The following is a 19304-nucleotide window of genomic DNA, read 5'->3' as shown; positions in this document are numbered from 1 at the left end:
CGGGAACATCCGCGCCCAGAAGCCGCAGGATTATCGCCCGGTAGTCGCTTAGCGCCAATGGCGCGCGAGCCGCGCCCAGCGGACGGTTGCTGGCGAGGAAAGTCGCATTTTGCCGGTCGTTGATCACATGACCGTGACCCAGGAAGCCGTCCTCAAACAGGGCCTCGCCGTGATCGCCGGTGACGATCAGCACCGTATCCTGCCACACGCCCAATGCTTCCAGCTTGGCGATCAGCCGGCCCAGCGCGGCGTCGGTATGCGCGACCGCGTTCCAATAGGTCCGCTCGAGCGCCGCGCGGTTGCCCTCGTTGATCTCGCCGCGTTCCAGCGGCGGATTGGCGAAGCGGTGCGGAACGGCGTCGTGGTGATAGGGAAAGTGCGGGGTCTGGAAATTGAGGTAGACGAATTGCGGCGTCTTCCACGCGGCGGCCTCGCCAAGCGCGGCGTCGAAGCGATCGAGCACGATATTCTCGTCGATCAGCAGCGAGCCCTGCGCTGCGAAGCTGAAGGCGCGCTGGTCCTTGAGCGTTTCGGCATCGACAAAGCGGTCGGCCACCTCACGCATTCCGACAGCTGTGGAAATACCGCCGAAATCTTCCGGCTGTCCCGAGAACACGCCGATCTCGTAACCGCTGGCATCGAGCTCGCGGAACAGGCTCGGCGATCCGGGCGGCACGACCAGGCTGCCCGCGAAGAGCGATTTGAGCGAGGCGGTGGTAAAACCGACATGGCTGTAGGCGGGCGCGAGGGCGCCGCCCTGCGCCGCCACCCGCGCGAGATTGGGGGCGACGGGTTTTCCGTCGATCTGCTTGCCCAGCACATCCGCGCGGGTGCTTTCGAAAACGACGATGACGAGATGCGGCTTCGCGCCGTCGATTGGCGTGGCGGGCAGGCGCTTGGCAACCGGGACCAGCGCGAGATCGCCGCCGTAGCCATCCTCGTCGATCCCGTTGCCGGGAATGTCGAGCGCGAGCGGATGGCGGTCGGCATCGAACGGGGCCGGGTCGATGGTCCGCCCGGCAAGGCCGTAACCATCGCCGTCGAAATCGCTCGCCAGTGCCAGCCCATCCGCCAGCCCCTGCCAGGCGGCGATCCTTTCCAGCCCCCGCGGTCCGTCGCCGCCGAGACGCGGCAACACGATCACTGCGCCGGCGAAGGCCAGCCAGACAATGCCGAGTGTGGTCCAGCGAGGCCATGCATGGGCAAGCGATGACTGCTTTCCCAGCAATCGGCGCAGCAGGCGCGCTGCCAGCCACCATCCCGCAAGAAACAGGGCCAGCGCGCCCACGCCGAGCATGATCTCGTTCTTGGCGAACAGCAGCGCATCGGCCGCGCTTCCGCCGCCCAGCTGCTTGAGGAGGGCGAAGCTGACCGCATCGCTGAAATAGGAATGGAGCTGGTACCGCAGGGTCAGTACCAGCAGGCTGGTCCCGCCATAGAGGAACGCGAAATGCAGCACGGCGGACTGCGCGCCGGACGCGCGCGCCAGCCGTACGGCCAGCGTCCAGGCGAGCAGGGCGACCGCGATATGGGCGAGCGCGAAGCCGATCACGAAAATGGCCAGTTCGCCGCCCGTATCGACTGCACTCGACTGCCCGAACCCGCCGGTGAACACACCATATTTGCGATTGGCGACCGCCAGCTCCGCGCCGGCAACAAGGGCGGCGACCAGCGGTACGCCGATTGCGGGTTTGAAGGCAGCGCCGAGCATACGGGCCAGCATGGTTTCTCCAGCGTCGTGGACGCGGTTGCGCCACAAGGGGGACCATACCGTCTGTGCGAATCGGCTCAATACGCGGGGCGCCCTCCATCACCGGACACGGCGCTTCCCCATGCCGTAGCGGCACGTGCGGCGGTGTTGCGCCTATCCCGCGCATGCGCCATGAGTCGCGCCGCACGCGCGGCCGGAGTCGCGCGAAACCGTCAGTTTGGATAGAGGAGAGGCGCGCATGAGCCCGCAAGATCTGGCCGGCAAGGTCGGCGAAGTAATCGGCACCAGCGAATGGGTCGAAATGAGCCAGGAGCGCATCAACCAGTTCGCCGATGCCACCGGCGATCACCAGTTCATCCATATCGACGAGGAAAAGGCCAAGATGACGCCGTTCGGCGGCACCATCGCGCATGGCTTCCTGACGCTGTCGATGATCCCCTATCTCGGCGCGCAGTCCGACATGCCCCGGCTCGACGGCGTGAAAATGGGCGTCAACTACGGCGGCAACAAGACGCGTTTCATTTCGCCCGTGCGCAGCGGCAAGCGCATCCGCGGCCACTGGAAGCTGGTCGAAATGATCGAAAAGCGTCCCGGCCAGTGGCAGCAGACCAGCGAGATCACCATGGAGATCGAGGGCGAGGACAAGCCCGCGCTGATCACCGAATGGATCACCCAGATTTTCGTCTGATTTCCCCCTCCTCCCCGGTGAGGATTCAGGCACCATAGCAACCAAGGAAATACGCATGCGTGACGCAGTCATCGTCTCCACCGCCCGCACCGCCATCGGCCGTGCCTACAAGGGCGGGTTCAACGACACCAAGGGCCCGACGCTCGGCGCCTATTCGCTCAAGCCCGCCATCGAGCGCGCCGGTATCGACGCCGGCGAAGTCGACGACGTGCTGTGGGGCAGCGCGCTCCAGCAGGGCACGCAGGCCGGCAACCTCGCCCGCCAGGTCGCGCTGCGCGCCGGCTGCCCGATCGGCACCAGCGGCATGACCATCGACCGCCAGTGTTCTAGCGGCCTGATGAGCATTGCCACCGCCGCCAAGCAGATCATCACCGACCGGATGGACGTGGTCGCTGCGGGCGGTCAGGAATCGATCAGCCTCGTGCAGACCAAGGAAATGCGCGTGATGCCCGATCCCGAGCTGGTGAACATGCATGGCGCGGTTTACATGCCGATGCTGCAGACCGCCGAAACGGTCGCCCAGCGTTACGGCATCAGCCGCGAAGCGCAGGACGAATATGCGCTGCAGAGCCAGCAGCGTACCGCTGCCGCGCAGGAAGCGGGCAAGTTCGACGACGAAATCGTCCCCGTCAGCACCACGCACAAGGTGCAGGACAAGGAAACCGGCGAGATTTCGGACGTCGAAATCACCATCGCCAAGGACGAGGGCAATCGCCCCCAGACCACGCTCGAAGGCCTTTCGAGCCTCAAGCCGGTGATGGGCGAGGGCACCACGATCACTGCGGGCAATGCCTCGCAGCTGTCGGACGGGTCGTCGGCCAGCGTGCTGATGGAAGCCAAGGTCGCCGAACAGAAGGGCCTCGAGCCGCTTGGCCGCTATGTCGGCATGGCGGTTGCCGGCACCGAGCCCGACGAAATGGGCATTGGCCCGGTCTTCGCGATCCCCAAGCTGCTCGAGCGTTTCGACCTCAAGGTCGACGACATCGGGCTGTGGGAACTGAACGAGGCGTTCGCGGTCCAGGTGCTCTACTGCCGCGACAAGCTCGGCATTCCGGGCGAGTTGCTCAACGTCAACGGCGGCTCGATCTCGATCGGTCACCCCTACGGCATGACCGGCGCGCGCTGCGTCGGCCACACGCTGATCGAGGGCAAGCGCCGCGGCGCGAAATACGGCGTCATCACCATGTGCGTCGGCGGCGGCATGGGCGCAGCCGGCCTGTTCGAGATCTTCTGATCGGACGACCGGCAAGCCGCCTGCTTGCCTAAACGACGGATAACGGACATCCTCCGGCCCGGCGGTCGGAGGATGTTCGCGTTTGGGCATCGATATCGCGGTCTCGACTGCGGAGGACGTGGCGGCGGTCGGCCTGCTCTATCTCGCCTATGAATTCCCGCTGTTTGCTGCGGCTATCGCGGCCGTGCTGCTCGCCCTGACCGTATGGCTGCTGCTGCTGCTTGCGCGGCGGATCATCGGGCAGGCTGTTCGGGCAGCGACAACCGCCGCCGCCCTGATCGGGTCAGCCGTGCGCGGCGATGAATTCCTCGACCACCGGGGCGATACGGTCACGCCACTTGCTGCCGTTGAAGATGCCGTAATGCCCCGCGCCTTCGGCCATGTAGTAGCGCTTCTTCGCGCTATCGAGCTTGGGCGTCAGGTCGAGCGCGGCCTTGGTCTGGCCGAGCCCCGAGATATCGTCGCGCTCGCCCTCGATCGCGAGCAGCGCGGTGCGCGTGATGTCGCCAAGGTCGACCCGCTTGCCGCGATGCAGGAAGGTGCCGTTGGGCAGCGCATGGTCCTGGAAGACCTCCTGCACCGTCTGTAGGTAGAATTCGGCGGTCATGTCGGCGACGCTGCGGTATTCGTCGTAGAAATCCTTGGTCGCCTGCGCGCTGGCCTCGTCGCCCGCGGTGAGGTGTTTGAACATTTCGTAATGGCTCTGCATGTGGTTGCCGAGATTCATGCTCATGAAGCCCGCCAGCTGCATGAAGCCGGGATAGACCCGCCGGCCCGCGCCGCGATACTGCATCGGCACGGAGGCGATGACATTGTGGCGGAACCATTCGATCGGGCGATCCATCGCCATGTCGTTGACGCTGGTCGGCGAACAGCGCGTGTCGATCGGCCCGCCCATCATCGTGAGCGTGCTGGGGGTGCAGGGGTGGTTGTCGCGGTTCATGATCGCGGTGGCGGCGAAGACCGGCACCGACGGCTGGCAGACCGCCATGACATGCGCGCCTTCGCCGATATGCTCGAGGAAGCCGATGACGTAATCCATATAGTCGTCGAGGTCGAACTCGCCCTCGTGCAGCGGCACGGTCTTGGCATCGGCCCAGTCGGTCACGAACACGCGGTAGTTTTGCAGCATGCGCTCGACCGTGCCGCGCAGCAGCGTGGCGTAATGGCCGCTCATGGGCGCAACGACCAGCAGTCGCGGCGCATCCTCGGGCAGGTTTGCGCGGTAGAACTCTTTCAGATCGCCGAAGGGGCGATTGAGCACGGTCGCCTCCAGCACCGGATCGGGGGTGCCATCGACCTCCACCGCCTCGATGTTCCAGCCCGGCTTGCCGTAAGTGGCGGTGGCATGGGCGAACACTTCGAGCGCGCTGGCCGCCATTGGACCGATGTTCAGATAGCCCATCGGGTCGATGTGATTGAGCGGGTTCGATGGATTGTTGAGCATTTCCACCCCGATCGAGGCGATGGTGCTGGCCGAATTCAGCCAGCTGCGCTGCAGTTCATAGGCGTGATAGAGCAAAACATATCCCCTGCTGGTCCGGCGCATGATGCGGTCTCCGGCCCGGGTAAAGACGGTCATCCTGCCGTCCGGTTGGTAATTGTGCAACGCACAATAGCCGAAAATGTGCCTTCGCGCGTGCAGCAGTGTGGATTTTCGCGCCGCACCGACCTAACTGCATGCGCATGGCAGCCCAGGACGAGACGGAAACCGAAGGTCGCGGTCGGTTCGCGCGCAAACGCGCGGCCAAGGACGCACCGCGCCAGCGCTCGTTGCGGCCCTTGCGAATGGTGTGGCAGGCGGGGACGGGTTATCCCGGTCACGTCGCGCTGGCGCTGGTCGCGCTGTTCATCACCGCCGCCGCCACGCTGGCGATCCCGGCGGGGTTCAAGATGGTCATCGACCGCGGTTTTGCCGAAGGCGCCACCCCCGATGATATGGCGCGCTGGTTCCGCTATCTGCTGATGATCGTCGCCGTGCTCGCGGCGGGTACGGCGATGCGGTTCTATTACGTCAGCTGGCTGGGCGAGCGCGTGGTCGCCGATATCCGTCTGCGGGTGCAGGAAAACCTGCTGCAGCTGGCCCCGGGTTTCTACGAGGAGAACAGCCCCAAGGAAATCTCCAGCCGCATGACCAGCGATACCGCGCTGATCGAACAGGTCGTGGGCACCACTGTCTCGGTGGCGTTGCGCAATGCGCTGATGGCGATCGGCGGGACGCTGTATCTGTTCTGGCTGGTGCCGGGGCTGACCATGGGCCTGCTGCTGATCATCCCTGCGATCGTGGTCCCGATCACGCTGTTCGGGCGGCGGCTGCGCAAGGTTTCGCGCACCAGCCAGGACCGCGTGGCGGATATCGGGGCGATGGTCACCGAAGTCCTGTCGGCGATGAAGATCGTCCAGGGTTTCAACCAGGAGGGCCGCGAGCACGGGCGGTTTCGCGAAGCGGTCGAGCGGACCTTTGCCGTGGCGCGGCGCCGGGTGATGCTGCGCGCGGCGATGACCGCGGTGGTCATCCTGCTGGTGTTCGGCGGGATCACGCTGCTGGTCTGGCGCGGCGCGCAAGCGGTCAGCGAAGGCGCGATTTCGGGGGGTACGATTGCCGCCTTCGTGCTTACCGCGGGCCTCGTGGCTGGCGCGATCGGCGCGCTGACCGAGGTTTATGGCGATCTGCTGCGCGGTGCCGGCGCGGCCAGCCGCTTGTCCGAACTGCTCGACGAAAAGCCGGCGATCACGGCGCCCGAACGCCCGCAGGACCTGCCCGTCCCGCCGCGCGGCAGCCTGTCGTTCCGCAATGTCACTTTCCGCTATCCCACGCGGCTCGAAGCCCCGGCGATCAGCGATTTCAGCCTCGAGGTCGAACCGGGCGAAGCGGTGGCCATCGTCGGCCCCTCGGGAGCAGGCAAATCGACCATCTTCCAGCTTGCCGAGCGGTTCTACGATCCGCAGGCGGGCTCGATCCGCATCGACGGCATCCCGCTGACCGGCGCCGACCCCGCAGAAGTCCGCCGCCGCATCGCCTATGTCCCGCAGGAAGGCGTGTTGTTCAGCGCCAATGCGCGCGACAATCTGCGCTATGGCAATTGGGAAGCGAGCGAAGAAGAGATCTGGGCCGCCGCGCGCGCTGCCAATGCCGCCGAATTCCTCGAGAAACTGCCGCAGGGGCTCGACACCTATCTGGGCGAGAGCGGCACGCAGTTGTCGGGCGGCCAGCGCCAGCGGATCGCGATCGCGCGCGCGCTGCTGCGCGATGCGCCGATCCTGCTGCTCGACGAGGCGACCAGCGCGCTCGATGCCGAAAGCGAGCGGCTGGTCCAGGAAGCGCTCGAGCACCTGATGGAGGACCGCACCACGCTGGTCATCGCGCACCGGCTGTCGACCGTGCGCGCTTCCGACCGGATCGTGGTGATGGAAGACGGCCGCATCGTCGAACAGGGCACGCATGCCGAGCTTTCGGGCAATGGCGGGCTGTACGCCCGGCTCGCCTCGCTGCAGTTCGGTCTCGAGAACGCGTGATCGCTTGACTCCCGCTTCGCCTTTCCCTTGGGGACTGCCGCAATGAACGACTATCTCACCGCTATCTTCCTCGGCATCGTCGAGGGGCTGACCGAATTCATTCCCGTCTCCTCGACCGGGCATTTGATCCTCGCCACCGAGCTGTCGGGTGCGGACCCGAACGAATGGGCGATGTTCAATGTCGTCATCCAGCTCGGCGCGATCCTGGCCGTGGTCTATCAATATTGGGGCACCTTCTGGTCGGCCGGCATGGGTGTCCTGCGGCTCGAACGCGAAGGGCTGATGTTCGCGCGCAACATCCTGCTGGGGTTCCTGCCCAGCGCGGTGATCGGCTTCGCGTTGTACGAGAATTTCGAAGCCATGCTGGGCAATCCGGGGATCGTGCCGTGGGCGCTGATCGTCGGCGGTGTGGCGATCATCGTGATCGAGCGCGCTGCCAAGCCGCGCGACGAGGGCCGCGGCGTAGCCGAACTGCCGCTGAGCAAGGTGCTCGGCGTCGGTTTCGCACAATGCCTGGCGATGGTGCCGGGGGTCAGCCGTTCGGGCGCCACGATCATGGGCGCGCTCGCCATGGGCATCAACCGCAAGACGGCCGCCGAGTTTTCCTTCTTCCTCGCCGTGCCGACCATGGTCGGTGCGACCACGCTCGAAGTTGCGACCAAATACGATGCGATGATGGCCGGATCGACGCGGGTCGGGTGGGACCATATCGCGCTTGGCTTTGTGGTCAGCTTCATCGTCGCGCTGGTCGTGATCCGCGCCTTCGTGGCCTATGTCAGCCATAGCGGCTTCACGCCGTTTGCCTGGTACCGGATCATCGCGGGCAGTGCCGCGCTGGCATGGTTGACCTTCGCGTAACTCCCGGCGCGTACCGTGATCGCCACAGTCCGGCCATAATTCTATCCCGGGCCGGAACTTTTGTTTCGCGGCGGGTTTATTGCCAGTGAGTGACACGTAAAGGTTAGACCAATGGGCTTACTGATCCTGATCGTAGTGGGCGCCCTGCTGGGGTGGCTGGCGACGATTATCCTGCGCATCGAGGATGGTCGCACTATCCTCGCCAATGCGCTGGTCGGTGTGCTCGGCTCGCTGGTGACCGGGATGGTCGCGGGCAATGGTGCCATTTTGGGCACGGTAAGCGGCGTTGCGCTGCTGTGGGCGGTGCTTGGGTCGGTCGTGACGATTGGCCTGTTCAACCTGTTCCGCCAACGCGCCTACCGCTGAACGCGCTTCACATAATCTTAGCATTGATTACAAACGGGCGCGGGATGGATTCGCGTCTCGAATACCAAGGGGAATACACATGAACTTCAACAAGCTTACCATCATCGCCTCGGCCGCTGCCCTGAGCCTCGGCGTTGCCGCTTGCGACAGCCCGCAGGAAGAAGCCGCTGAAGAGCAGGCCGAAGCCATGGAAGACGAAGCTGACGCGATGGAAGATGCCGGCGAAATCACCGATGCTGAAGCCGACGCGATCGAAGCCGAAGCCGACGACATCGAAGATGCCGCCGAAGGCGACACCGATGCGATGACCGAAGGTCTCGAAGAAGCCGTCAACTAAGACGCTCTTCAGCAAGAATTACCAGGCGGCCCGGAAGCGATTCCGGGCCGCTTTTGCGTGCGCCACTGCCAATCGCCGCATTAGCATTTGTCTGGGAACCGGGCGGCTATTCGCCCGTTCATCACATTCTCGCCGCATTTCGAATACGCGGCGTGCACAAGCGTCGCGACGCGGCGCGAACCTAAAGGTTAAAGGGGATACGTAATGAAGTTCACCAAAGCCACGATCATCGCTTCCGCCGCCGCCATGAGCCTCGGCCTTGCCGCTTGCGACAGCGCAGCAGAAAACGAAGCTGAAGAAAACATCGAAGAGATGGAAGACGCTCGCGACAACCAGGTTGACGCACTGGAAGAAGCCGGTGAAATCACCGAAGACCAGGCCGACGCGATCGACGACCAGACCGACGCCATGGAAGAATCCATGGAAGAGCAGGCTGACGAAATCGACGAAATGTAAGCATCGTCGATCGTTATTCGATCATGCGGCCCCGGAGCGATCCGGGGCCGTTTTTCGTTGGGCCCTGTTTTTCCAGTCCTGCTGCCGTCAGACCGGTTTGGCGCCGCTCTCGCGCCCACCGCGCAGCGTATATTCGAGCGAGCCGCGGTTCACCACATGGTCGACATCGATCACCGCGGTATTGGCATAGGTGAAGCCCGCGCCCAGGTTTCGGTACAGCTTGTCGAAATCGCGCTCGACCGTCTGGCGGTAGAGGTCTTCGAAACTCTCGATCACGAAATAGGTCGGCTGCAGATCGCTGATCACGTAGTCGGTGCGCATGACGCGGTCGACATTGAGCATGATGCGGTTGGGGCTCTCCGCCTCGGTGGCATAGACCACCTCGGTCGGACCCGAGAGGATCCCCGCGCCATAGGCCTTGATCCCGTCGGCTTCCTGCAACAGCCCGAATTCGACCGTGTACCAGTAGAGCGAACCGAGCGCCTTGAGCCGGTTGTAGCGCATCGCCTTCCAGCCCGCGCGGCCATATTCCTGCATGTAATCGGCATAGACCGGATCGGTCAGCATCGGGACGTGGCCGAAGACGTCGTGGAACACGTCGGGTTCCTGGATGTAGTCGAAGGTCTCGCGCGTGCGGATGAAATTGCCCGCCGGGAAACGCCGGTTGGCCAGGTGCCAGAAGAACACGTGATCGGGGATCAGCATGGGCACGGGCACCACGCTCCACCCGGTGAGCGTATCGAGGTCTTCGGACAATGTGCCGAATTCGGGCACGCCTCCGCGGTCGAGGTTCAGTTTCTCCAGGCCCGCCATGAATGCGGTCGCCGCGCGGCCGGGCAGCACGGCCATCTGCCGCGCAAACAGATCGTTCCAGATCGCGTCATCTTCGGCGGTATAGTCGGTCTGTTTGGGTTCGAGCCAGTCGTCGCCCACATGGGCGGGCTTCTTCAGCGGCGCGGTGAACACCTCTGCCGGAAGGTCGGGCAGGCGGGTAAAGTCCTGTTCGGTCTGTGCAAGTGTAGCCATATGGTTGGCGCTAATACTATCATTGCCGCATGCATACAAATGGCAGGAGCGAGGCGCGATGAAACGCAAGCACTATGAGGCGGCGATGGCGCCGCTGCGCGAGCAGCTGGTCGTCATGGCGCGGTGGGCGCGGACGACGGGGCAGCGGATCGTGGTTTTATTCGAAGGGCGCGATACCGCGGGCAAGGGCGGCGCGATCCGCGCGGTGTCCGAAAAGCTCAACCCGCGCCAATGCCATATCGTCGCACTCGCCAAGCCGACCGAGGCCGAACAGAGCCAGTGGTATTTCCAGCGCTACGTCGATCATCTGCCGAGCGCGGGCGAAATCGTGCTGTTCGACCGCAGCTGGTACAATCGCGCGGGCGTCGAGAAGGTGATGAGCTATGCCGACGACGCGCAGGTGGCGCGCTTTCTCGAGCAGGCCCCGGCGTTCGAGAAGATGCTCGTCGACGATGGCATACTGCTGTTCAAATACTGGCTCGGGACCGATCAGGCCCAGCAGGAGGAGCGGCTGCGCGAACGGCTGGAGGATCCGCTCAAACGCTGGAAGCTCTCGCCGATCGATCTTGCCGCGCGCGAGCGCTACGATGCCTATACCGACGCACGCGAAGCCATGCTGGCGGCAACGCATACGGCGCACGCCCCGTGGACGCTGGTCGATTTCAACGACCAGAAACGCGGGAGGCTGACGCTGGTACGCGATCTGCTCGACCGGCTGCCCGATACGCACGTCGTCCCGCCGGAGATCGACTTCCCGGCGCTGGACCGCGAGCCGCAGGCCGAAACCTATGCAGTGCTGAAGCCGATTGCGGATTATCCCATCGAATAGTCATTGCGGCGGGCCGCAGGCGACGCGGCTGCGCCGCTCGCGAAGACTAGCTGAGAGTAGCGGACGCCTTGGTCACCTGGCGTCCATCGCCGGCAAAGGCACCGAGCTCGATTTCCTCGCCATCGCCGCGCAGCACGAGGTGGAGCGGTTCGCCCGCAATCGCGGGGCTGACCCCGCGAAAAGCGAAGTGGGCAAGGCGGTTTTCGCCAAAATGCGCGCCGGCAAGCTGCAGCAGCAGGCTCGCGGTGAGCGGGCCGTGGACGACGAGCCCGCGATAGCGTTCGACCTCGCGCGTATAGGGCGCATCGTAGTGGATGCGGTGGGTGTTGAAGGTCAGCGCCGAATAGCGGAACAGCAGCCGCTCGTCGGGCACGAGTTCGCGGTGCATATCCCACCACTGCGGATCGAAGACAGCCGGGGTCGGTTCGGGCGGGGACAAGGGTGCCTCACCCGTCAGCGCATCGAGATAGACCGCGGTCTGGCGCTCGGTAACGGCAGCGGTGCCGTCGGCGCTGGTTTCATGATCGATCTCGACGAAGACCATGTCGCCCCGGCTGCCCGATTTCGGCGTGATCGAAACGACGCGGCTGACGCGCTCGACCGTCGCGGCTACAGCGATCGGGGCGTGAAACTGGATCGCGCTCGATGCCCACATCCGCCGCGGCAGCGGGATCGGGGGCAGGAAGCTCGCCGGGTCGTCCTCGCGCAGCGGATGCCCGTCGGGGCCCAGCCGCGCAGTCGGTGCTTCGGGCGTGCAAAGGCAGAAATGGATCCCCTGCGGCATGGCGGTCGAGGCCGGCGCGCCGTGATCGAAGGTCGCGTACCACCGGGCGGCGAGCGCCGGATCGAGCCGGTCTGCAGCGCGTTGTTCGCGCCCGATCCAGTCGGCCCAATCGGCCATCAGGCGGCGCGTTCGAAGACGGCAGCCATTCCCTGGCCCCCGCCGATACACATGGTCTCGAGCCCGTAGCGGACCTCGCGGCGCTGCATTTCATGCGCCATGTCGGCGAGGATGCGGATCCCCGTCGCGCCGATCGGATGGCCCAGCGAAATGCCCGACCCGTTGACGTTGACCAGCTCGCGGCGGCTGTCGTCCTCGGCGAAACCCCAGCCCTTGAGCACGGCGAGCGCCTGCGGGGCGAAGGCTTCGTTGAGTTCGATCAGCCCGATATCGTCCCAGCCCATGTTGGTCTTGGCGAACAGCCGTTCGACCGCGGGGACGGGGCCGATCCCCATCCGGCTGGGATCGCAGCCGGCCGCGCTCCACGAATGGAACCACAGGATCGGTTCGAGGCCCAGTTCCGCCACCTTGTCCTCTGCCACCACCAAGCAGGCGGCGGCGGCGTCGTTCTGCTGGCTGGCATTGCCCGCCGTCACGATCGCATCCGCATCGCGCTTGCCGTCGATCGGGCGCAGCTCGCCCAGCGTGTCCATGCTGGCGTCTTCGCGGAAACCCTCGTCACGCGCGAAGACCACCGGATCGCCGCGCCGCTGCGGGATTTCCACCGGGACCAGCTGGTCGTCGAACCGGCCTTCGGCCCAGGCGCGTGCGGCGTTCTGATGGCTGCGCACCGCGAATGCATCGGCGGCCTCGCGGCGGATGTCGTAATCCTTGGCGAGATTCTCCGCGGTCTCGATCATGCCGGTGATCACTCCGAAGCGTTCGATCGGCTGGCTCATCAGCCGGCCGCGCGTCAGCCGGTCCCACAGCACCATGTCGCCCAGCCGTGCGCCGTGGCGCGCCTTGGTGGTGTAATGTTCGACATTGGACATGCTCTCGACCCCGCCCGCGAGCACGCAATCGGCCACGCCGGTCTGCACCATCATCGCCGCAGTCGCGACCGCCTGCAGGCCCGAGCCGCAGCGTCGGTCGAGCTGGAAGCCGGGCACTTCGATCGGATAGCCCGCCGCCAGCCAGCTCCAGCGCCCGATCGCGGGAGCCTCGCCGCTGCCATAGCCCTGACTGAACACCACGTCGTCCACCCGCATGGGGTCGATCCCGCTGCGTTCGACCAACGCCTTGATGATCACTGCGCCGAGCGCGCCCGCCTCGAGCGGGGCGAGGCTGCCGAGGAACTTGCCGACCGGTGTACGCAGAGGTTTGCAGATGGCTACGCGGCGGAGTGTCGTCATGGCTTAATCCTTGTCGGAGAGGCGGGCGATATCGCGATCGACGAGCTTGCCGATCGCGCCCGAGGACAGGCCAAGCCGTTCGGCGAGCACTTCCTCGGTATGCTGGCCCAGATAGGGCGCGGGCGCGGGCGCCCCGGCTTCGCGCGAGGGGATATTCGCAAAGCTGCGCGTGGCCGGATATTCGAAGCCGCTGGGATTGGCGGGCGAGGCACCGAACAGCGGGTTGTCGGCCACCAGCGCGGCGTCGTTCGCCGCCTCGTGCATCGTGCGGTAGCGTTCGAAAGTGGTGCCATGCGCGGCGAGGCTGGCGGACAGTTCGCCCCAGTCCATCCTGTCCGCGCGTTCCTGGAACAAGGCGAACAGGCGGTGGCGGTGTTCGAAGCGTGGCCGGTCGCCATCGGCGAAGCGCACGCCCAGCTCGGCCTCGAGCGCGGCGATCGCCTCGCCGATGCCAAAGGCGGCGACGAGGCCGTCCCATTGCTTGGCCGTCAGTGCCGCGACCATGAAGCGCACGCCGTCGCGGCTGCGGAAGTCGCGCCCGAACGCGCCCCAGATCGCATTGCCGAGCCGCTCGCGGTCGCCGCCGCGATAGAGCATCTCGGCCATCGCACCGCTATTGGCCATGGTCCCGATCGCGACATCGCCCAACGGCACGCGCAATTCGCTGCCCTGGCCCGTGGCATCGCGCTGGCGCAGCGCGGCGAGCAGCGCGAAGGCGCAATAGGCCCCGGTGATGAAATCCCATGCGGGCAGAACCTGGTTGACCGGCGGCGCATTGGCCATGTCCCAGTCCTCGGGCCCGCACATCAGCGGATAGCCGCTTGCCGCATTGACGGTGAAATCCATCGCCTGCCGCCCGTCGTGCCAGCCCATGATGCGCACGCTGACCAGTTCGGGCGCGCCTTCGGGCTGCTGCGCGGCGATGGCATCATGCCCGAGGAAGCTCTTCTCGGGCAGGTTGGTGATGAGATTGCCCGTATTGGCCGAGAGCGCGACCAGCAGTTCGCGCCCCTCGCCGCTGCGCAGGTCGAGCGCGACCGATTTCTTCGCCCGGTTGAGGTTTTCCCAGCTCAGGCTGCGGCCCTGCTCGGTCAGCATGTAACGGTCGTAGTCGAGCCCGCCTTCCTTGTGATCGACGCGGATCACTTCGGCGCCCAGTTGCGCGCAATAGAGGCCGGCGGTGGGCGAGGCGACGAAGCTCGAGGCCTCGATAATGCTCAGTCCGTCGAGAAGCTGATACACGCGCTACAATCCCGCCGCATAATCGCGCAGCATGTGCTTGGCGATCTGCAACTGGAGGATCTGCGTCGTGCCTTCATAGATGCGGTAGATGCGCGCATCGCGGAAGAAACGTTCGGCATCGTATTCGGCCAGATAGCCCGCGCCGCCGTAGATCTGCACCACGCGGTCGACCACGCGGCCGCACATTTCGGAGGCGAACACCTTGAAGGCGGCGGCGTGCTTGACCGTGTTTTCGCCGCGGTCGACGCGCGCGGTGACATCGGCCATCATTGCCTCGGAAGCGTAGATTTCGGTCCAGCTTTCGCTGAGCATTTGCTGGATCAGCTGGAAGTTGGCGATCGGCTCGCCAAAGGCCTGCCGCTCATTGGCATATTTGAGCGCCGAATCGAGCGCGCGGCGCGCATAGCCGGTGCTCGCCGCGCCGACCGAGATACGGCCATTGTCGAGGCTCATCATGGCGAAGCGGAAGCCCTGTCCGGTCTGTTCGCCCAGCAGCGCATCGCCGGGGACATGCACGTCGTCGAGCATGATGTCGGAGATATGGCTACCAGCCTGGCCCATTTTCTCGTCGGGGCTGCCGGTCGATACGCCCGGCGTATCCATCGGCACGATGAAAGCGCTGACATGTGCGTTCTTGGGCTGCGCGTCCTTCTCGGTGCGCGCCATGATCAGCCCGACCTCGGCATGCGGGGCATTGGTGATGTAGCGCTTGGTCCCGTTGAGGATCCAGCCATTGCCATCGGGATCGGGCTTGGCGGTGGTCGCCATGGCGGCGCTGTCGCTGCCCGAACCGGGTTCGGTCAGGCCGAAGCAGGCGATCGCGCCCGCGGCGATCCTGGGCCACCATTCGGCCTTCTGTGCGTCGGTCCCGCCGTTCTTGATCGCCGAATTGAACATGCCGACATTGATCGAGAAGATCGAGCGATAGGCAGGCGCGGCATACGCCATCGTCTTCACGACCTTGGCATACTGCGTGATGTTCAGCCCCGCGCCGCCGAATTCTTCGGGGACGGTCAGGCCGAACAGGCCCATGTCCTTCATCTCCGCGACGATCTCGTCGGGGATGCGGTCGTTCGCGATGACGTCCTTCTCAGCCGGGATCAGCCGCTCGCGGACATAGCGTTCGAGCTGTTCCAAAAACTGGTCGAAAGTCTCGGCATCCATGCCGGGGTGGACGGCGTCACTCATCGGGTAGCTCCATTTGCTCAGGGCCGCCCGATTCTCGCGGGGCTGCACCGGGGGGCATCTTGCCTGCGGGGGCCTCGGCGGATGCTTCGGGCGCGGGCGGGACCACGCCTTCGGGCAGGCGGCGCTGCTCGATCATCTCGGCGGCATCGTCGAGCGCTTCGGCCTCGCTTTGTGTCACCGCGCCGACCGGTTCGGTATCCTCCTCGTAGCCGGAACAGGCAGGCAGCGCGAACAGGGCGAGGAGCGGGATGAATCGGTTCATGGCTGCGGAAGCTAGGCGCACATGCACCGCGCGCAAAGGACGCTACGGCGCGGCTGGGCGCGGGCGAGCCGCGAGGCCCGCCCGCTTGAGGCTCAGTTGCTGGCGTCTTGCGACATGGCGTCCATCGCCGCAGCGGCGGTGTCGGCTGCATTGTCGCCGGCTTCCTGGATCTGCGCGGTCTCGCTCGGGCTCAGATCGGGGGTCTCGGTGGCCACGTCATTGGCGGCGGGGTCTTCGACCGGCTCGGCTTCGACATCGGCCAGCGCATCGTCGGCGGCGATTTCGACGGTGTCGGCTTCGGCTTCGGTCGAGGCGTCTTCGGTGCTGCCGCAGGCGGCAAGGGCGAGCGTGGCGGCAGCGGTCAGGGCGATACGGAAGTTCATGGTTTCTCTACTCCGGTGATGGGTCGCGCGGGTAAAGCGCAACCGCGGGGCGCGGGGCAAGGGGAAAATCGCCCGCGACCGGTTGCGTGTGCCGTTCCTTCTGCCATCAGGCGGGCATGACCGGAATTGCGCGCGCAGGACAATCGCTGAAGGAGACCTTCGGCTTCGATCGCTTCCGCGGGCGGCAGGAAGAGGTGGTCGCGCGCGTACTGGCGGGCGATTCGACGCTGGCGGTGATGCCGACCGGGGCAGGCAAGTCGCTGACCTACCAGCTCCCCGCGGTCATCCTGCCCGGCACCTGCGTCGTCATCAGCCCGCTGATCGCGCTGATGCACGACCAGCTGCGCAGCGCGCGCGCCAACGGCATCCGGGCAGCCACGCTGACCAGCGCCGATGCCGATTGGCGCGAGACGCAGGATGCTTTCCGCGCGAGCGAGCTGGATTTGCTCTATGTCGCGCCCGAACGTGCCAGCCAGCCGGGTTTCCGCGACCTGCTGGGCACGGCGCCGCTGTGCCTGTTCGCGATCGACGAGGCGCATTGCGTGTCCGAATGGGGGCATGATTTCCGCCCCGACTACCGGATGCTGCGCGGCATGCTCGATGCGTTTCCGCAGGTTCCGCGGCTGGCGTTGACCGCCACCGCCGACAAGCAGACCCGCGCCGATGTGATGACGCAGCTGGGCATCCCCGACGACGGGCTGGTGCTCGCAGGCTTCGACCGGCCCAATATCCGCTATGCCATTCGCCACCGCGACAATCCGGTGCGCCAGCTGACCGATCTGATGGCCGCCGCGCCCGGTCCGGGGATCGTCTACGCCCCGACGCGGCGCAAGGTGGAGGATCTGGCGGACAAGCTGGCCGCTGCCACCGGGCGCGCGGTGCTGCCCTATCACGCGGGTCTCGATGCGGGGACGCGCGCTGCCAACCAGGCGGCTTTCGTGACCAGCGAGGACATGGTGATCGTCGCCACGGTCGCCTTCGGCATGGGGATCGACAAACCCGATGTGCGCTTCGTCGCGCATGTCGGCGTGCCCAAGTCGATCGAGGGCTATTACCAGGAAACCGGCCGCGCGGGCCGCGACGGCGATCCCAGCCAGGCAGTGATGTTCTGGGGCGCGGGCGATTTCGCCACCGCGCGCCAGCGGCTGGCCGAAGTCGACGAGGCGCGCCGCAATGCCGAGCGCGCGCGGCTCGATGCGCTTGCCGGGCTGGTCGAGACCGCCGCCTGCCGCCGCGCGGTGCTGCTGCGCCATTTCGGCGAGGACCCGCCCCAGAGCTGCGGCAATTGCGACAATTGCCTCGAACAGCCGAGCGTGACCGATGTCACCGAACTGGCGCGCAAGCTGCTGTCGGCGGTGTACCGCACGGGGCAGAGTTTCGGCATGGGCCATCTGCAGAAGGTGCTGACCGGGAGCGAGGACGAGCGCATCCGCCAGCGCGGGCACGACCGGCTGAGCGTCTTCGGGATCGTCGAAGGCGAGGAAGCGGCTCTGCTCCAGCCACTGTCCCGCGCCCTGCAGGCGCGGGGCGATCTGGTCGCGACCGAACATGGCGGATTGGCGCTGGGCGGCTCGGCGCGCGCGATCCTGACCGGCGAGAGCGCGGTCGCGATCGTCGTCCCGCCAAAGCGCCAACGGCGCCGCCGCGGCGATACGACTCCCAATCCGGTCGGCGATCCACTGTTCGAGGCGCTGCGCGCACTGCGCAAGGAACTCGCCGAAGAAGCGCAGGTGCCGCCCTATGTCGTCTTCCACGATTCGACGCTGCGCGAGATGGCCAGTGCGCGGCCCGCCACACTCGCCGCGTTGGGCCAGCTCCCCGGCATCGGGGCGAAAAAGCTCGAAGCCTATGGCGAGCGGTTCCTGCGCGCGATCGACGACCATTGAACCCGAACCTCCGATGATATAAAGATGATATCATAATTATTGGAGGAGCGATTCGTCATGACCGTCGAACTCAGGGGAATGAAGACGAGCAGCGAGCATGCAGGGTCCAGCTTCAGCGGCTATCCGATGCTGGGGCTGATCCTGGCCTTGCTGGTGCTGGTGATATGGAACGTTGCCGGAAATGTGCCGATGGACGGCGCGGACAAGGCGGCCAAGCTCACCTTCGTCGGCCTGCTCGTCCTGCCCATCCTCGTGCTGGCGTTTCTCGCCGCGGGATTTTTCATGATCCAGCCCAACCAGGCCGCGGTGATCACGCTGTTCGGCGAATATCGCGGGACCGAACGGCGCGAGGGGCTGCGCTGGATATGGCCGTGGATGACCAAGAACAAGCTGTCGGTGCGCGCGCACAACATCCATTCGGAGCGCGTGAAGATCAACGATTTGCGCGGCAATCCGATCGAGATCGCCTGCAATGTCGTGTGGCGCGTCGCCGATAGCGCGCAAGCGAGTTTCGATGTCGACGATTACAAGGAATTCGTGAACATCCAGATCGAGGCGGGGCTGCGCACGGTCGGGTCACGCCATCCCTATGACGATTTCGAAGGCGAGGAAGTCACGCTGCGCGGCGGTGCGGATGTCATCAACCGCGAATTGCTCGAGGAACTCAACGACCGGCTGAAGGTCGCGGGGATCATCGTCGACGAGGCAGGCCTGACCCACCTCGCCTACGCCAGCGAAATCGCCAGCGCCATGCTCAAGCGCCAGCAGGCCGATGCCATCATTGCCGCACGGGCCAAGATCGTGCTCGGCGCGGTCGGCATGGTCGAGGATGCGCTGACCAAGCTGGCGCAGGACAATATCGTCGAGCTGGATGACGAACGGCGCGCGGCGATGGTCAGCAATCTGATGGTGGTGCTGTGCGGCGAGAAGGACGTGCATCCCGTGATCAATGCGGGCTCGCTCTACCAGTAGCCATGCGCAGCCCCGCGATCCGATGACGAAGAAGGCCTTCGCCCTGCGCCTCGATCCGGCGGTCCACGCCGCAATCGAACGGCTAGCTGCGAGCGAGTTGCGTAGCGCCAATGCGCAGATCGAGATGCTGCTGCGCGAATCGCTGGCAAAGCGCGGGATCGAGGTGCCGGTTTCGAAACCGCCCAAGCGCGGCCGACCAAGGAAGGAGGAGGAATGA

Annotated in this window: 19 protein-coding genes and 2 pseudogenes; 12 read left to right on the top strand and 9 right to left on the bottom strand. The window is 65.6% G+C overall.

Annotated elements, in window-relative coordinates; all coding sequences use genetic code 11:
* Positions 1-139: 139 nt before the first annotated feature.
* Positions 140-1297 (bottom strand): annotated as a pseudogene (locus tag V6B15_RS12310) (sulfatase-like hydrolase/transferase); the annotation flags it as partial.
* A gap of 652 nt (positions 1298-1949) precedes the next feature.
* Between V6B15_RS12310 and V6B15_RS12305 the strand changes: the two are divergent.
* From V6B15_RS12305 to V6B15_RS12295, 3 genes and pseudogenes are all read left to right on the top strand, one after another.
* Entirely contained in the window at positions 1950-2399 is a 450-nt protein-coding gene (locus V6B15_RS12305) for a MaoC family dehydratase (protein ID WP_253521385.1), read from the top strand.
* A 55-nt stretch (positions 2400-2454) separates the two neighbouring features.
* Positions 2455-3633 (top strand): acetyl-CoA C-acyltransferase, encoded by a 1179-nt coding sequence (locus V6B15_RS12300; RefSeq protein WP_320181391.1) that lies wholly within the window; start codon positions 2455-2457, stop codon positions 3631-3633.
* Positions 3634-3715: 82 nt separating this feature from the next.
* Positions 3716-3835 (top strand): annotated as a pseudogene (locus tag V6B15_RS12295) (DUF4126 family protein); the annotation flags it as partial.
* Positions 3836-3916: 81 nt separating this feature from the next.
* Here V6B15_RS12295 and V6B15_RS12290 read toward each other — a convergent pair.
* A complete protein-coding gene (locus V6B15_RS12290; RefSeq protein ID WP_334201709.1) occupies positions 3917-5155 on the bottom strand; it encodes a polyhydroxyalkanoate depolymerase in 1239 nt (412 codons plus the stop codon).
* 164 nt (positions 5156-5319) lie between these two features.
* Here V6B15_RS12290 and V6B15_RS12285 point away from each other — a divergent pair, with 164 nt between their 5' ends.
* From V6B15_RS12285 to V6B15_RS12265, 5 genes are all read left to right on the top strand, one after another.
* Positions 5320-7149, top strand: coding sequence for an ABC transporter transmembrane domain-containing protein (locus V6B15_RS12285; protein WP_334201435.1), 1830 nt, complete (start codon positions 5320-5322; stop codon positions 7147-7149).
* A gap of 42 nt (positions 7150-7191) precedes the next feature.
* Complete coding sequence (locus V6B15_RS12280; RefSeq protein ID WP_253521394.1) at positions 7192-8007, top strand: undecaprenyl-diphosphate phosphatase; 816 nt, start codon at positions 7192-7194, stop codon at positions 8005-8007.
* A gap of 111 nt (positions 8008-8118) precedes the next feature.
* Positions 8119-8373, top strand: a complete 255-nt coding sequence (locus V6B15_RS12275) for a GlsB/YeaQ/YmgE family stress response membrane protein (protein ID WP_253521396.1) — start codon at positions 8119-8121, stop codon at positions 8371-8373.
* Between the two features lie 79 nt (positions 8374-8452).
* Positions 8453-8710: a hypothetical protein gene (locus V6B15_RS12270; protein ID WP_253521399.1), complete on the top strand. Its 258-nt coding sequence runs from the start codon at positions 8453-8455 to the stop codon at positions 8708-8710.
* Positions 8711-8914: 204 nt separating this feature from the next.
* Positions 8915-9166 (top strand): DUF2680 domain-containing protein, encoded by a 252-nt coding sequence (locus tag V6B15_RS12265; protein WP_253521402.1) that lies wholly within the window; start codon positions 8915-8917, stop codon positions 9164-9166.
* Between the two features lie 87 nt (positions 9167-9253).
* On the opposite strand, the gene phhA is transcribed toward V6B15_RS12265, so the two are convergent.
* Positions 9254-10192 (bottom strand): phenylalanine 4-monooxygenase, encoded by a 939-nt coding sequence (gene phhA / locus V6B15_RS12260; RefSeq protein WP_334201434.1) that lies wholly within the window; start codon positions 10190-10192, stop codon positions 9254-9256.
* Between the two features lie 58 nt (positions 10193-10250).
* Between phhA and ppk2 the strand changes: the two genes are divergently transcribed.
* The gene (ppk2, locus tag V6B15_RS12255; RefSeq protein WP_334201433.1) at positions 10251-11021 is read left to right on the top strand and encodes a polyphosphate kinase 2; all 771 of its coding nucleotides are present in this window, start codon (positions 10251-10253) and stop codon (positions 11019-11021) included.
* Positions 11022-11067: 46 nt separating this feature from the next.
* Here the strand turns inward: ppk2 and V6B15_RS12250 are convergent, their stop codons facing one another.
* The 6 genes from V6B15_RS12250 to V6B15_RS12225 form a co-directional block, all read right to left on the bottom strand.
* Entirely contained in the window at positions 11068-11922 is an 855-nt protein-coding gene (locus V6B15_RS12250) for an FAS1-like dehydratase domain-containing protein (protein ID WP_334201432.1), read from the bottom strand.
* Complete coding sequence (locus tag V6B15_RS12245) at positions 11922-13154, bottom strand: acetyl-CoA C-acetyltransferase (RefSeq protein ID WP_334201431.1); 1233 nt, start codon at positions 13152-13154, stop codon at positions 11922-11924. Before V6B15_RS12245 ends, V6B15_RS12250 begins: the two co-directional genes overlap by 1 nt.
* 3 nt (positions 13155-13157) lie before the next feature.
* Complete coding sequence (locus V6B15_RS12240) at positions 13158-14396, bottom strand: CoA transferase (RefSeq protein ID WP_334201430.1); 1239 nt, start codon at positions 14394-14396, stop codon at positions 13158-13160.
* A 3-nt stretch (positions 14397-14399) separates the two neighbouring features.
* A complete protein-coding gene (locus V6B15_RS12235; protein ID WP_334201429.1) occupies positions 14400-15584 on the bottom strand; it encodes an acyl-CoA dehydrogenase family protein in 1185 nt (394 codons plus the stop codon).
* Positions 15577-15846 carry a hypothetical protein gene (locus V6B15_RS12230; protein ID WP_334201428.1) on the bottom strand — a complete coding sequence of 90 codons (270 nt, stop codon included), beginning with the start codon at positions 15844-15846 and terminating at the stop codon, positions 15577-15579. The genes V6B15_RS12235 and V6B15_RS12230 overlap by 8 nt, the downstream gene beginning before the upstream one ends.
* Positions 15847-15938: 92 nt before the next feature.
* A complete protein-coding gene (locus V6B15_RS12225; RefSeq protein WP_253521427.1) occupies positions 15939-16229 on the bottom strand; it encodes a hypothetical protein in 291 nt (96 codons plus the stop codon).
* A gap of 116 nt (positions 16230-16345) precedes the next feature.
* Here V6B15_RS12225 and recQ point away from each other — a divergent pair, with 116 nt between their 5' ends.
* From recQ to V6B15_RS12210, 3 genes are read left to right on the top strand one after another with little or no spacing between them, the layout of a single operon-like run.
* The gene (gene recQ / locus V6B15_RS12220) at positions 16346-18115 is read left to right on the top strand and encodes a DNA helicase RecQ (protein ID WP_334201427.1); all 1770 of its coding nucleotides are present in this window, start codon (positions 16346-16348) and stop codon (positions 18113-18115) included.
* A 57-nt stretch (positions 18116-18172) separates the two neighbouring features.
* A complete protein-coding gene (locus V6B15_RS12215; RefSeq protein WP_334201426.1) occupies positions 18173-19087 on the top strand; it encodes an SPFH domain-containing protein in 915 nt (304 codons plus the stop codon).
* The gene (locus tag V6B15_RS12210; RefSeq protein ID WP_334201425.1) at positions 19065-19304 is read left to right on the top strand and encodes a toxin-antitoxin system HicB family antitoxin; all 240 of its coding nucleotides are present in this window, start codon (positions 19065-19067) and stop codon (positions 19302-19304) included. Before V6B15_RS12215 ends, V6B15_RS12210 begins: the two co-directional genes overlap by 23 nt.

This window comes from Qipengyuania sp. Mu-71 (genome assembly GCF_036867055.1).
Lineage (GTDB): Bacteria > Pseudomonadota > Alphaproteobacteria > Sphingomonadales > Sphingomonadaceae > Qipengyuania > Qipengyuania profunda.
Note: the sequence above shows the minus strand (reverse complement) of the source record. Positions and strands in the feature narration are given on the sequence as shown.